Below are 14,395 nucleotides of genomic sequence, written 5' to 3'. Positions count from 1 at the left end.
ATATTTTCAGTACAGCAATAATTATATTTGTTTGATATGGATAAAAATTACGATTACCTTATCGTGGGTTCGGGGCTTTTTGGTGCAACATTTGCACATCAAATGACCAAAGCAGGGAAAAAATGTTTGGTGATCGATAAAAGAGAACATGCTGGGGGAAATATCTATTGCAAGGAAATTGAAAATATCAATGTCCACTGGTACGGTCCGCATATCTTTCACACCAACGACAAAGAGATTTGGGATTTTGTGAATTCTTTTGTTGAATTTAATAGATTTATATATACCCCAGTTGCCAATTACAAAGGTGAGCTTTACAATTTGCCTTTTAACATGAATACCTTTTATCAGCTTTGGAAAACAAAAACACCTGAAGAGGCCAAAGCTACTATTGATAAACAGATTAAGGCTAATCTGGTAAAAAGCCCTAAGAACCTGGAGGAGCAAGCCTTAAACTTTGTAGGTGAAGATATTTATTTGAAGCTGATTAAAGGTTATACAGAAAAACAGTGGGGAAGAAAGGGAACCGAGCTTCCTGCATTTATTATTAAACGCTTACCGCTTAGGTTTACCTTCGATAACAATTATTTCAATGACAAGTATCAAGGTATCCCAATTGGTGGTTATAATAAGCTAACGGAGGGCCTCCTAAAAGGTATTGAAGTAAGGTTAGGTGTAGATTTCTTCGCCAACAAACAAGAACTAAGCAAACAGGCACATAAAGTTGTTTATACAGGAAAGTTAGATGAGTATTTTAACTACTCCTTAGGGCACTTGAAATACCGTAGTTTAGAATTCGATCATCAGGTATTAGATACAGAGAATTATCAAGGCACAGCCGCTGTTAATTATACTGATTTTGAAACACCATATACCCGTATCATTGAGCATAAACATTTTGAATTTGGCAAACAAGCAAAAACAGTTATCACGAAAGAATACCCCCAAGAGTGGACCACAAATAAAGAACCCTACTACCCAATTAATGATACGGAAAATGAAGAATTGGCAAAAAAATATAAAAAATTAAAGGAGTTAGAACCCAACTTGATCTTCGGTGGCAGACTTGCAGAGTATAAGTACTATGATATGCACCAGGTAATAGGTGCCGCCCTTCATGTTGCTAAAAATGAATTAAATGTACGATAAGGATTTAACGATTTTCAGTGTTTTTCATAAAGAGTACCCCGCTCCAAATTGCGCTTTCATCAAGCCTATACAAGTTGGCAAAATTCAAAGTCAACTTGATCTCCCATTTTTTAGTGATGATACAGGAGACCATATTTCAGAAAAAAACGAACGTTTTTGCGAAACAACTGCGCTGTATTGGATCTGGAAAAACCTGCACCAGATAGACAGCCAGTACATTGGTTTGGCACATTACAGACGGTATTTCACTATCCCTGAAACAAAGGTTAAACAAAAATTATGGGGTGATAAAAAAATAGAGGATCAGTCAGATAGCTATAGTAAACCACTATCTAATGAAGGGTTAAATGAGATCTCATCAGCTACCCTTAAAAACTACATATTAGAAAAACTAGCCGGAACACAGATATTAGTAGCCAAAGCAAGTCAAATTGGGTCATTGGGCACTCATCCTTTCAACATTGAAGATCAGTTTATCTATTATCATTTACGGGAAGATTGGTTGATTTTTGAACAAGCTTTACAAAAATTGGCCCCTGCCGATTATGAATTTGCGAAGACTTTCTTTTCGACAAGAAATACAATGCATTGCTATAACATGTTTATTGCCGACAAAGCATTTGTGGAGGCCTATTGCACTTGGTTGTTTCCAATACTATTTGAACTTGAGAAGAATATCAAGGTTAGTCCGTACCCTTATCAAAACCGCACCATAGGTTTTTTAAGTGAGCGCTTGCTTAATCTTTATGTTTACAAAAACCTAAAAGCAGTTGGTGAAATGCCTATTGTTTATTTTACCTAGACCCAATTGCCCATTTAAATTTGGTTCCTGAAATCAACTTTACGAGCATAAAAGTAAGCAGATACACAAAAGCAAACCTCAACACAGAATAGCCAGCAACACTTAATGCCGACATCGTCTCTAAATTTAAATTTAAAGGCCTTACAATTTCAATCAATAACCTATCAATGATAATTGGGTGAAGAAGATAGATACCAAAAGTGGTATGTCTTGGGTTTAGTGCTTTTTGCACACCTTTCATATCGCCCATTTTTAATAATAAGGCAAACATACCAAGAGAGTAAAATATGTTCGTTACCCTTAAGGTGTTAAAAGGATCTTTTAGGTTTAAGTCCATCAAATGAACCGATTCTAGTGTACTCAACACCAGCAGCACAAGGTTAATTGCGAGCAGTGAGCTAAATGAGATTTTACCTAATGCAGCTTTTACCTGATCGTAATACCTGTTTAAGGTAATGCCAAGCCACAGGTAAAATACAAAGCCAAACAGCGCAGTAGTATGTTCTACAGGCAACCATCCAAAATAGAGATTTACACTATAGAAAAAGGAGAATAAACCTAATACTAATCCAAAGCCCCACTTGTAAATGTATTTTTTAAACAGCAATAAAATGGCTATACAGATTAAGAAATTAAGGATAAACCAATAGTTGCTATGGAAAATCACTCTAAAAAACATACCCACGGTCACATCATACCAATCTACAGGATGTCTATTTCCAACACTTGTTTTCAAGACCATAAAGACTTGTTGGCCGGCTGTTAGCACGAGATAGATGAAAATCCAAAACAACCAAGGTCCAATTGTATTCTTGAACCTGTTCTTCATATATTGAAGAGGCGTGTACTCTGTAAATTTATGATTAATGAGAAACCCGCTAATTAAAAAGAAAGCAATGGTAGCGAACTTAAAAACTCCCATATAGGCAGACTGGATCAGCTTCTCTCCATAGCTATCATATTTCAACAACCAGAATGCAGAACTATGCTCAATCACGATACCAAACATGGAGATCCCTCTAACAGAATCTATAAAATCGAAATTTTTCTTTTTTTCCAAGCTCATATCGGTTTCATCTTTTAGAAAAGTTGAGGGCGAATATCAACAAAAAAGTCCCAAATCAATTGGAACTTCTCTATTAAAATCATTACACTTCTAAAAATTTAGTCAAAAAAAGGGCCTCAATTGCTTGAGACCCTTTGCTATTTTTGGTAAACCTTATAGTTTACGTTTAACTTCTACTTGTTCGTAAGCTTCTACAATATCTCCAACTTCGATGTTGTTAAAGTTTTGGATATTCAAACCACACTCGTAACCTTTAGCTACTTCTTTCACATCGTCTTTGAAACGTTTCAATGAAGCCAATTCGCCAGTATAGATTACCACACCATCACGTACGATACGGATTTTGCTGTTTCTAGTGATCTTACCATCCAATACCATACAACCTGCAATGGTACCCACCTTTGTAATTTTAAAGGTTTCTCTGATCTCTACGTTAGCCACAATCTTCTCTTCAAATTCTGGTGCCAACATACCTTCCATTGCCGCTTTAATCTCATTGATCGCATCGTAGATAATAGAATATAAACGGATATCAATTTGCTCAGCCTCGGCCAATTTACGGGCACCTGGCGAAGGACGTACCTGGAAACCGATGATGATCGCATCTGAAGCAGATGCCAACAATACATCAGATTCTGAAATCTGCCCTACTGCTTTACCAATAATATTGATCTGGATCTCTTCTGTAGATAGTTTCAATAATGAATCGGCTAGCGCTTCAATTGAACCATCCACATCACCTTTAACAATTAAGTTCAACTCTTTAAAGTTACCAATTGCCAAACGACGACCAATCTCATCTAAGGTAATATGTTTTTGTGTACGTAAGCCCTGCTCACGCATTAATTGTAAACGTTTATTGGCGATCTCTCTTGCTTCAACTTCACTTTCTAAAGCATTGAATTTATCACCTGCTGTTGGGGCACCTTGCATACCTAATACCTGTACTGGTACTGATGGTCCGGCTTCTTCCACTTTCTGACCACGCTCGTTAAATAAAGCTTTTACTTTACCACTGTAACTACCTGCCAAAATTGGATCTCCAACTCTTAAAGTACCTGCCTGAACCAATACTGTAGTTACAATACCACGTCCTTTATCTAAAGTAGCCTCAATTACAGTACCTGTTGCACGCTTGTTAGGGTTAGCTTGTAATTCTAACAACTCGGCCTCTAATAATACTTTATCTAATAACAAGTCGACATTTAAACCGCTTTTACTCGATATTTCTTGCGACTGGAATTTACCGCCCCAATCTTCTACCAAGATATTCATGGCAGATAATTGTTCTTTAACTCGATCTGAATTCGCACCTGGCTTATCAATTTTTGTAAAGGCAAATACCAATGGTACACCCGCAGCTTGTGCGTGGTTAATGGCCTCTTTTGTTTGAGGCATTACCGCATCATCAGCCGCAATTACAATAATTGCAATATCTGCTACCTTAGCACCACGAGCACGCATTGCTGTAAAGGCTTCGTGACCCGGTGTATCTAAAAAGGTTACTTGTTTGCCAGAGTTGGTAGTTACTTTATAAGCACCAATGTGTTGGGTAATACCCCCAGCCTCACCAGCTACTACATTTGCTTTACGGATATAATCCAGCAAAGAGGTTTTACCATGATCTACGTGACCCATAATGGTAACCACAGGTACTCTTGGTTCTAAATCTTCTGGTGCATCTTCTTCTTCAATTACGCTATCGGCTTCTTCATCCGCTTTTACAAACTGGATTTCGTAACCAAATTCATCGGCAACAATGGTTAAAGTTTCTGCATCTAAACGTTGGTTAATCGAAACGAACATACCCAAGCTCATACACGTACCGATAATTTTGGTTACTGGTACATCCATCATGTTGGCCAGTTCATTTGCCGTAACAAATTCTGTAACCTTTAACACTTTAGATTGTAATTGCTCTTCTGCTGCAGCTTCTTCAGCCGTTAAAGCAACATCATCACGTTTCTGACGACGTAATTTAGCTCTTTGTGCAAATTTACCAGATTTACCCGCACCACTTAAACGAGCAAGTGTTGCTTTGATCTGATCTTGTATTTCTTTTTCTGTTGGCTCTTCTTTAGGACCACTTGGTGCAGCACCAGGTCTGGCATTTCTAAAGTTTGGACGACCACCAGCTGTATTGTTAGTGTTATTTCTAAAGTCAGGTCTGTTACCAACTGGAGCTCCTGTTCCCGCTGGGCGAGGTGGGTTATTTCCTTGTTGGCCTTGATTTGGCTGACCTTGTCCTTGTTGTTGTTGTTGTCCTGGAGCAGGATTATTGCCTCCTGGCGCCTTTTTACGCTTGCGTTTACGTTTGGCAGCTTCGCTATCGTTAGAAGAAGCAACTGGTTGGTTTCTACGATCAGGTGTAGTTGGTAAAACAATTTTACCAATGATATTCGGTCCTGAAAGTTTAACTGAACGTGCTTTGATTACCTCGTCTTCTGCAGCAGCTTGTACTGGTGGAGTTGGCGCAGGTGCAGGCGTAGGTGTTGCCACAGGAGTTGGTGCAGGTGTAGCCACAACTTCTGGAGCTTTAGGTTTTTCTTCAACCTTAGGTGCTACAACTGGTGCTTTTTCTTCCTGAACTTGTACCGGTGCAGGTTTCTCTACAACAGGCTCTTCCACTTTAGGGGCCACCACTACTGGTTCTTCCTTTTTAGCTTCAACTGGAGCAGTTTCCTCTTTTTTAACTGGGCGTGTTTTGCTGTTTAAATCGTTAAGATCTATTTTGCCAACAATTTTAACACCAGGTAAGGCACTTTCCTCTTCCTTAGCTTCAACTTCTTTAACAGGAGCCGGAGTAGGCTCAACTGGTTTAACCGCTTCAACAACAGGTTTTTCTTCCTTCGGCTTCTCAGCAGGAGGAGTATATGAATGAAGGTTTTTAATTAAAACACCTTCGTTTTCAAAATCTTGTTTTTTTCTAGGTACCTCAGGAGCTTTCTCAGCTGCTTCGGGTTCATCACGACGAATTTTACCTATAACTATCTGATTGGCTTCTTCTTTTACGATTTTATCCCCCTGAAACTCTCTTAGCAATGTATCATACATCTCTTTAGACAGTTTTGTAGTGGGCTTATTTTCCACAGCAAAGCCTTTCTTACTTAGAAATTCTACGGCTGTAGCTATCCCTACGTTAAGTTCCTTAACTGCTTTAAATAAAATTATGGGTTTGTCGTCTGACATTGATTATCCTATTTTTTACTAATTTATATACAAAAGTAACGTTTATTCTTATTTATTCAAGCATAACACGTTATTCAAATTCCGATTGAAGAATGCTGATCACTTCTTTAATGGTTTCTTCTTCAAGATCGGTACGTTTTACTAATTCATCTACTGATAAAGCTAAAACACTTTTTGCGGTATCGCAACCAATTGCTTTTAACTCATCAATAATCCAGCTGTCAATTTCATCCGAGAATTCTTCAATATCCACATCCTCATCTTCTTCTCCTGCTTCACGATAAACATCGATTTCATATCCCGTCAATTTACCTGCCAATTTAATGTTATGTCCGCCACGGCCAATTGCCAATGAAACCTGATCTGGTTTTAAATACACTGAAGCATGTTTTGTAGCATCATCTAATTTAATAGAAGTGATTTTTGCAGGGCTCAATGCACGTTGGATGTATAGAGAAATATTGTTGGTAAAGTTAATTACGTCGATATTTTCATTTTTAAGCTCTCTTACGATACCATGGATACGAGAACCTTTCATTCCCACACAAGCACCTACAGGATCAATCCTGTCATCGTAAGATTCTACCGCCACTTTAGCACGCTCTCCTGGTTCGCGAACAATTTTCTTGATCGTAATTAAACCATCAAAAATCTCAGGCACCTCAATTTCGAACAAACGTTGCAAGAACTCTGGTGCAATTCTAGAGATGATGATTTTTGGTGTAGCATTAACCATGTCAACTTTAGAAATTACAGCACGTACCGAATCTCCTTTTTTGAAATAATCTGCTGGGATCTGTTCTGTTTTAGGCATCATTAATTCGTTGCCCTCATCATCTAATACCAAAGTTTCTTTTTTCCAAACTTGGTAAACTTCACCTGTTACAATCTCACCAACTCTATCTTTATATTTTTTGAAGATTTCGTCTTTCTCTAATTCTAAAACCTTAGACACCAAAGTTTGGCGGGCAGCTAAAATTGCTCTACGACCAAAACTCTCTAAAGTAATCTGTTCAATGTAATCATCCCCAACTTCCATATCCGCATCTAACAGCTTTACTTCTGCCAGTTCGATCTCTAGGTCATCATCTTCAGAAAAACCATCTTCCATCACTTTTCTTGTGCGCCAGATCTCCAAATCCCCGTTATCTGGGTTTACGATGACGTCACAATTCTCATCAGTGCCATATTTTTTACGCAACATACTGCGAAATACCTCTTCCAGTACACTAATTACTGTAGGACGGTCGATATTCTTAAAGTCTTTAAACTCCTGGAATGAATCGATTAAATTAATATTGCTCATTTTTCTATTTAAATGAAATTAAAACCTTTGTTTCTACTATATTATCAAACCCAATTTGTGTTTCTACCAATTGCGCTTTTTTACCTTTTTCTTTTACTTTCTCTTCTATCGAGATTTCATTGTCATTAACCGTAAGCAACTTGCCTTCTTTTTTTTCGCCATTTGCCAATTTCACACTCAACTCACGGCCAATATTTTTATGGTATTGACGGTTCAATTGAAGTGGTTCGCCAACACCTGGAGAGGAAACTTCTAGATTATAAGCTTTTTCAATAGTGTTTTCTTCTTCTAAATGAAAACCTACGTGTCTGCTAATTGCTGCACAGTCCTGAATACTTATTCCCTGATCGCCATCTACATGAATGATCAGTTTGTTGTTTGGCAACATTTTTACTTCTACCAAAAACAGCTCAGGCCTATCTGCAATCTTCTCCTCTACGAGTGCTATAACTCTTTTTTCTACCTGCATATCCTAATTTGTTGCAAAAGAAAAAAGGGGACTCAGTCCCCTCTTCTTTCTCCATTACCGTGCAAATGTACGAAATATTTTTTCAAAATAAAAAAAATGCCAAGAAATGAGCTATTTATTAACGTTTTAATAATTGTTGCTGTGGCTTTACCTTGTAACCCACTTTCGATTCGATGATATCTTTACCACTTGCAAACTCCGCACTGATCATGGTTTCTACCAAATAGGCTTTGCCTTTTATAAATGGCGATTGAGGCGTAAACACCAATTGATGATTGGCAATACTTAATTTTCCTGGCCAATCCATTTCCATGCTTGTCGAATCATCATCTACAGGCGTTTGTAGCACAGACACTAGATTTTGATAACTCGAATCTGTGTTGATATATTTTTGAAGATGGAATAAACTGGCATCGTTGATATTTGAAATAACAATCTTATTGCTATCTGCAGCAAACTGAATTGACAATGGCTTGTTATTTGTAGTGTTACAAGCCATAAAAAAAGAACACAAAAGAATAATTAACTTTATATATTTAAACATCTAACTAAATTAACAAATATGAAACTAATAATCGAAATTTTAATTATGGGTCTAGCCATGTTGCTAGGAGCCTACATTGTACCGGGTGTTCAGGTAGATGGTTATGGCAGCGCCATTATTGCAGCTGTTTTAATTGCCGTTGCGAACGCTACCATTGGCCTGATCTTAAGGATATTCACCTTTCCATTAAATGTATTAACACTTGGCCTAATTTCATTTATTATTACGGTATTAATGATTTTATTGGTAGATCATTTTATGGCAGGTTTTAACACCACTGGTTTTTTAGCAGCAGCCATTTTGGCCATTGCAATTGCCGTTATTAAAATGTTGCTAAATTCTATTTTGGGTATAGAAAAGAAATAAAAAGACTGATTGCCAACAAAGCACAAAAGCCACAAAGGATCTAACTCTTTGTGGCTTTTGATTCGATATTTTTCTTTTAAGATTTGTTTAGCTTAAAATACTACGGCTAATTACCATCTTTTGGATCTCTGAAGTACCTTCATAAATCTGGGTAATTTTTGCATCTCTCATTAAACGCTCAACATGGTATTCTTTAACAAAACCGTAACCTCCATGTATTTGTACTGCTTCAACGGTAACATCCATTGCTACTTTACTTGCAAATAATTTAGCCATAGAACCTGCCAAAGTGTAAGACAAACCTTGGTCTTTTAACCAAGCTGCTTTATAAACCAACATACGGGCTGCTTCTATTTGCGTAGCCATATCTGCCAGTTTAAATGCAATTGCCTGATGGTCTGAAATTGGTTTACCAAAGGCTTTACGCTGTTTCGAATACTCCAATGCCAACTCATAAGCTCCTGCAGCAATACCTAAAGCTTGCGCCGCAATGCCAATTCTACCACCCTCTAATGTTTTCATTGCAAATTTAAACCCAAAGCCATCTTCGCCAATGCGGTTTTCTTTTGGCACTTTTACATCGTTGAACATTAACGAATGGGTATCAGAACCACGAATGCCTAATTTATTTTCTTTTGGCCCAATGGTAAAACCAGGCATTCCTTTTTCTATAATAAAGGCATTAATTCCTTTATGCTTTAATTCTTTATGGGTTTGTGCAATCACTAGATAAGTACTTGCGGTATTTCCATTGGTGATCCAATTTTTGGTACCATTTAACAAGTAATAATCGCCCATATCTTCTGCGGTAGTTTGCTGAGAAGTAGCATCAGAACCTGCTTCTGGCTCGGATAGGCAGAAAGCACCTATTTTTTCTCCAGATGCCAATGGTTTTAAATATTTTTCTTTTTGCGCCTCATTGCCGTAAGATTCAAGTCCGTAGCAAACTAACGAGTTATTAACAGACACCACAACAGAAGAAGAAGCATCAATTTTAGACAATTCTTCCATTACCAGCACATAAGAAACGGCATCCATACCACTTCCACTATATTTTGGATCGACCATCATTCCCAAAAACCCAAGCTCTCCAAGTTTTTTAACTTGTTCTGCTGGGAATTTTTGATGTTCATCTCTTTCAATAACTCCAGGCTTTAACTCTGTCTGCGCAAAATCTCTAGCAGCCTGTTGTATCATTAATTGTTCTTCACTTAGTTCAAACAGCATAATTATGATTTATAAAAGGTTAGATTTGCCAAATTTAGTGTTTCTCTTCGAAATTACTATGCAACCATAGCAATTTTTTATGGAGTAATGCCCTTTTAGGCTATTTTAAATGGATATATCACAATTTTAATACACCAAACCTAAAATCATTAACATTTATAATATTGCCTTTACCATAAGATTACTATTTTTGTTAAATGAACCTAGGTCAACAAATTTTATTTTTCTTTAGTGCCTTAGGTGTGTTTAATGGCTTTATCATTAGCGCTTACCTGCTTGTTTTCAAAAAACAAAAGTCAGTTACTTCCTATTTCTTAGGTCTAATGCTTTTAGGCCTTTGCTTAAAGATTGGCAAATCTTTTATTTATTATTTCTATCCTGCATTGCCAGGCTTCTACATCCAAATTGGTCTTTGGGGAGCTTCTTTGGTTGGTCCATCTCTTTTTTATTTTATCCAATCGGCATATGGAACACCTACAAAAATAACCACCATACAGAAAGCTACTTATCTGTTTTGGTTCTTGGCAATTCTAATTGTCAGTATCATCAGCCCATATGATAGTAACCCTGATTTATGGGAAAATTACATCTGGACAATCATTGCTTCGCAATTGTTTATTTATACGGTGTTAGCTGGCTGGTTGCTCAGAAGTGCTTTTGTTAAACTCTTTACAAGAGAGAAAATTTCCCAAACAGAGACCTTGCTGCTGTCTGTATTTATAGGTAATTTAATAGTCCCTGCATCATTTAAATTATCCGTTTTCTCATTTTTTAATGGGCCTTGCATTAGTGGAGCGTTGTTTTTCTCTCTAATTCTTTACTTGAACCTTTTCTTATTTGTGAGCAGAAGAAAAACCACTAACCTTTTTTCAACTAGCCCAGATCTGGTTCGTTATGCCAATAAGAAGATTGCCGATGAACAGGCACAGTCCTTAACAGAAAAGCTGCACAAGGTTATTTTGGAGCAGCAACTTTATAAAAATCCAGATCTTAAGTTAAATGATTTGGCGAAAAAAATTAATGTGTCTAGCCACCAGCTTTCGCAATTACTGAATGATAATTTAAGTAAAAGCTTTGCTGCCTATATTAACGAGTATAGAATAAATGAGGCCTGCGAATTAATCATTAATGACAAGGGTATTAAACTTGAAGCCATTGGTTATGAGGTTGGGTTTAATTCGAAATCTACTTTCTATACCGCGTTTAAAAAACACAAAAATACTACACCAACGCTTTATAGAGAGCGCTTATCAACCGCTTCGCCAATCTAGGTTTTGTCTGAATTTATAATTCCGAACTCCCAAATCTGAGAATCAAAACCTATTCTCTTTTCTTCTCTTGTAGTTTTGGATGATATTAAAAAATCCAAACACACAGATGAAATCGATACTTTTTTTATGCCTCTGCCTATTTACAAGCCTACTCGTAAACGCACAAACCATTAAAGGAAAACTCGTTGACGGTAAAACCAATCAAGGAGTTGCTACGGTTAATTTAACCCTCACTCATCAAGATCGTACCAACTTAATTAAATATAGCAATAGTGATACATTGGGCCTATTCGAATTTAAAGAAATACCACTGGGCAGATATATCTTAGCTGTAACTTCAATGGGCTACCAAAAGCTGCAAAAAGAAATCACCCTTATTGAGAATGGCCCAAAAACTTTAGATCTGGGTAACATTGTAATAAACGAAGACCTTAATTTACTTCAACAAATAACAGTTACAAGCGGAACCCCAAGCTTTAGTACACAGAATGGGCAAATAAAAGTTGGAGTTGCTAATAATGCTTTTTTTAAATCGTCTGCTAACCTACTCGATGTATTCAGAAAACTACCTGGCCTATCGGTTAACCAAGATGGAACCATGTTAATGGGAGGTAGGGCTACTCCAACATTATTTGTTGATGGTAAACCTGTAAACATGAGCAATGATGAGGTTCAAACCTATTTAAGTAGTTTATCTCCAGATATGGTCGAATCAATTGAGCTGATCAATCAACCTTCCTCAAAATACGATGGCGAATATCAAGGAATTATTGATGTAAAACTGAAAAGAAACCAATCTTTAGGTTTAAGGGGAACTTACAATGCAAGGTTTCAGCGAAACAACTATAGCTTGCTCGACAATAACTTGTCACTTACTTATAAAACGAACCGCTTCATTTACGACTTAAAACTAGGGCATACTACGGGAAGCACTTTTTATAAATACTATGCCTTACAGTACTTGCCGAATACCAATGCCATGATTACCGATACACGAACGGCTACTTCGAATCAGAATTTTAATGTGCAAGCAAGGGTAGCTTACGAATTGCAAAAGGGACAAAGTTTAGAGGCCTTTGCCCGCACTTTCCAAGTAGACCGGAATGCGACAACAAACAATCAGCTACTTACACAAACTAACAATTTACAGCAAACAGTTGCACATGTTAGCGGCAGCAATGATGCATTTCCTAAACAACATAATTATGCAGGAGGCCTCAATTACGATGCTCAGTTTAAAAATAGTGAACTTCATGTAATTGCCTCTTTGGCACAAATAGACAATAGGCAAACCGAAGACATTCAAAACTGGAATGCACTTAACAACGACCGACTAAATTATTGGAAAACCAATTCTAGGAACAACATCTTAATTCATACCGCCCAAGCAGATTATAGCCAAAATATAGGTCTTGGCAAGCTTGAATTTGGTGGTAAATTTGCTTACACCACTACCGAAAATAATCTTCGCTATGATACTTTGGCTAATTCAGTTTTTAACTTGGATCCCAATCGCAGCAATCAATTTGGTTATCGCGAATATATTACCGCAGGGTATTTCTCTTATTTAGGTAAATGGGACAAAATCAATTACAGCCTAAGTTTAAGAACAGAACATACACGTACCATTGCCAATTCGATAACAACCAACATGGTTACAGAAAGAAGGTATTTGAAATGGCTACCCAGCCTTAACGTTACTTATAACATAAACAATGGCGAACAGCTGAGCTTCAGTTACAGTAGACGCTTAACCAGACCTACTTTCGCTGCTTTAAATCCTTTCCGTTTTTACTACAGTCCGCGTCATTATTGGATAGGAAATCCATATCTACAACCTTCTACAACCAATCTCTTTGCATTGGCATATAGTAGAAAAGCCTTTAATATTTCACTAAATGCTGGACGAGAAACAGATGTAATTGCACGTTACCCTGAGTACCGCCCAGAAACAAACGAATTGATTTTCTTGGGCCGAAATCTCCCTTACAGAAATTTTGCGAACCTTCAGTTAAGCTCACCGATCACCATCAATAAATGGTGGCGCATGAACAACAATATCGGATTTTATTACAACAAGGAGTTAACACCTTACTTCGATCAGACCTACCAAATTGGTATATTTAATTATACGATTAATGGTAGTCAGGTTTTCACTTTAAAAGATTGGTTGTTGGATGTTAGCTACAGTTACGAATCAAAAAGTGGCAATGGTCTTTATGTATTTAAACCAGTTTACGGCATTGATTTTGGTTTGCAAAAAGCTTGGTTCAAAAACAAGGTGAACACCAAGCTTACGCTTTACGACGCTTTCGACAACATCAAAAGAAGGCTGATCTTTAGAGAAAAGACCATCATCAACAATGATATGTACCATTACTTTGGTGCACAACGATTAGTTTTTAGCTTAACCTACAACTTTGGTACCTCTACCTACAAAATAAAGGATAGCAAAAGAAGTGATGAAGAAAATAGGGCCAACTAATGCTGCAATTATTTTAGCAGACGGTTGTTGTCGTCAGGAAATACCAGGATAGGTTGGTATTTCTTGGCTTCTTCCATTGGTAAAGAGCCGTAAGACATGATGATTAAGATATCACCTACTTGCACTCTTCTAGCGGTAGCACCGTTTAAACAGATGGTTCCTGTACCCCGTTCTCCCCTAATCGCATAGGTTTCAAAACGTTCGCCATTGTTGTTATTCACAATCTGAACCTTTTCGTTTGGAATAATGTTAGCTGCATCCAATAGATCTTCATCAATTGTAATGCTACCTACATAATTTAATTCTGCCTGTGTTACTTTAACACGGTGTATTTTCGATTTTAAAATCTCGATAATCATTCTGCAAAGTTAGGAATAAAGGTTGAGGGTTAAAAGGTTTAAGGTAAAAGGTGGGTCATATCTTTAAAAGGTGTGAGGTTGAAGGCATATGGTGTAAGGCTGAAAGCGAAAAGCTGAAGGCTCAAGGCTCAAAGCATAAGGCGAAAAGCTTAAAGCGGAAAG

General features: G+C 37.3%; 12 protein-coding genes. 5 read left to right on the top strand and 7 right to left on the bottom strand.

Annotated features, from left to right (window positions below; all coding sequences use genetic code 11):
• The first annotated feature begins 36 nt into the window (after positions 1–36).
• Together glf and AQF98_RS17250 are read left to right on the top strand one after the other, a co-directional pair.
• Positions 37–1,149 carry a UDP-galactopyranose mutase gene (glf, locus tag AQF98_RS17255; RefSeq protein ID WP_055133213.1) on the top strand — a complete coding sequence of 371 codons (1,113 nt, stop codon included), beginning with the start codon at positions 37–39 and terminating at the stop codon, positions 1,147–1,149.
• Positions 1,139–1,951 carry a DUF4422 domain-containing protein gene (locus tag AQF98_RS17250; RefSeq protein ID WP_055133212.1) on the top strand — a complete coding sequence of 271 codons (813 nt, stop codon included), beginning with the start codon at positions 1,139–1,141 and terminating at the stop codon, positions 1,949–1,951. Before glf ends, AQF98_RS17250 begins: the two co-directional genes overlap by 11 nt.
• On the opposite strand, the gene AQF98_RS17245 is transcribed toward AQF98_RS17250, so the two are convergent.
• The 5 genes from AQF98_RS17245 to AQF98_RS17225 form a co-directional block, all read right to left on the bottom strand.
• The gene (locus tag AQF98_RS17245; RefSeq protein ID WP_055133211.1) at positions 1,944–3,017 is read right to left on the bottom strand and encodes an acyltransferase; all 1,074 of its coding nucleotides are present in this window, start codon (positions 3,015–3,017) and stop codon (positions 1,944–1,946) included. The genes AQF98_RS17250 and AQF98_RS17245 overlap by 8 nt on opposite strands.
• 153 nt (positions 3,018–3,170) lie before the next feature.
• Entirely contained in the window at positions 3,171–6,206 is a 3,036-nt protein-coding gene (gene infB, locus AQF98_RS17240) for a translation initiation factor IF-2 (protein ID WP_055133210.1), read from the bottom strand.
• A gap of 70 nt (positions 6,207–6,276) precedes the next feature.
• On the bottom strand, positions 6,277–7,512 hold the full coding sequence (gene nusA, locus AQF98_RS17235) for a transcription termination factor NusA (RefSeq protein WP_055133209.1): 1,236 nt from the start codon (positions 7,510–7,512) through the stop codon (positions 6,277–6,279).
• A 4-nt stretch (positions 7,513–7,516) separates the two neighbouring features.
• Positions 7,517–7,981 carry a ribosome assembly cofactor RimP gene (gene rimP / locus AQF98_RS17230; RefSeq protein WP_055133208.1) on the bottom strand — a complete coding sequence of 155 codons (465 nt, stop codon included), beginning with the start codon at positions 7,979–7,981 and terminating at the stop codon, positions 7,517–7,519.
• A gap of 118 nt (positions 7,982–8,099) precedes the next feature.
• The gene (locus AQF98_RS17225; RefSeq protein WP_055133207.1) at positions 8,100–8,480 is read right to left on the bottom strand and encodes a hypothetical protein; all 381 of its coding nucleotides are present in this window, start codon (positions 8,478–8,480) and stop codon (positions 8,100–8,102) included.
• 63 nt (positions 8,481–8,543) lie between these two features.
• On the opposite strand from AQF98_RS17225, the gene AQF98_RS17220 reads away from it, so the two are divergent.
• Positions 8,544–8,891 carry a phage holin family protein gene (locus AQF98_RS17220; protein ID WP_055133206.1) on the top strand — a complete coding sequence of 116 codons (348 nt, stop codon included), beginning with the start codon at positions 8,544–8,546 and terminating at the stop codon, positions 8,889–8,891.
• Between the two features lie 87 nt (positions 8,892–8,978).
• On the opposite strand, the gene AQF98_RS17215 is transcribed toward AQF98_RS17220, so the two are convergent.
• Positions 8,979–10,118 carry an acyl-CoA dehydrogenase gene (locus tag AQF98_RS17215; protein WP_055133205.1) on the bottom strand — a complete coding sequence of 380 codons (1,140 nt, stop codon included), beginning with the start codon at positions 10,116–10,118 and terminating at the stop codon, positions 8,979–8,981.
• Positions 10,119–10,315: 197 nt separating this feature from the next.
• On the opposite strand from AQF98_RS17215, the gene AQF98_RS17210 reads away from it, so the two are divergent.
• Together AQF98_RS17210 and AQF98_RS17205 are read left to right on the top strand one after the other, a co-directional pair.
• Positions 10,316–11,389, top strand: a complete 1,074-nt coding sequence (locus tag AQF98_RS17210) for an AraC family transcriptional regulator (protein ID WP_055133204.1) — start codon at positions 10,316–10,318, stop codon at positions 11,387–11,389.
• Positions 11,390–11,495: 106 nt separating this feature from the next.
• Positions 11,496–13,874, top strand: a complete 2,379-nt coding sequence (locus tag AQF98_RS17205) for an outer membrane beta-barrel protein (RefSeq protein WP_055133203.1) — start codon at positions 11,496–11,498, stop codon at positions 13,872–13,874.
• 8 nt (positions 13,875–13,882) lie between these two features.
• On the opposite strand, the gene panD is transcribed toward AQF98_RS17205, so the two are convergent.
• Positions 13,883–14,233, bottom strand: coding sequence for an aspartate 1-decarboxylase (gene panD, locus AQF98_RS17200; protein WP_055133202.1), 351 nt, complete (start codon positions 14,231–14,233; stop codon positions 13,883–13,885).
• Positions 14,234–14,395 lie beyond the last annotated feature (162 nt).

The organism is Pedobacter sp. Hv1 (assembly GCF_001412215.1).
GTDB lineage: Bacteria > Bacteroidota > Bacteroidia > Sphingobacteriales > Sphingobacteriaceae > Pedobacter.
The sequence above is the reverse complement of the archived record's forward strand: the minus strand, read 5'-3'. Positions and strand labels throughout refer to the sequence as shown.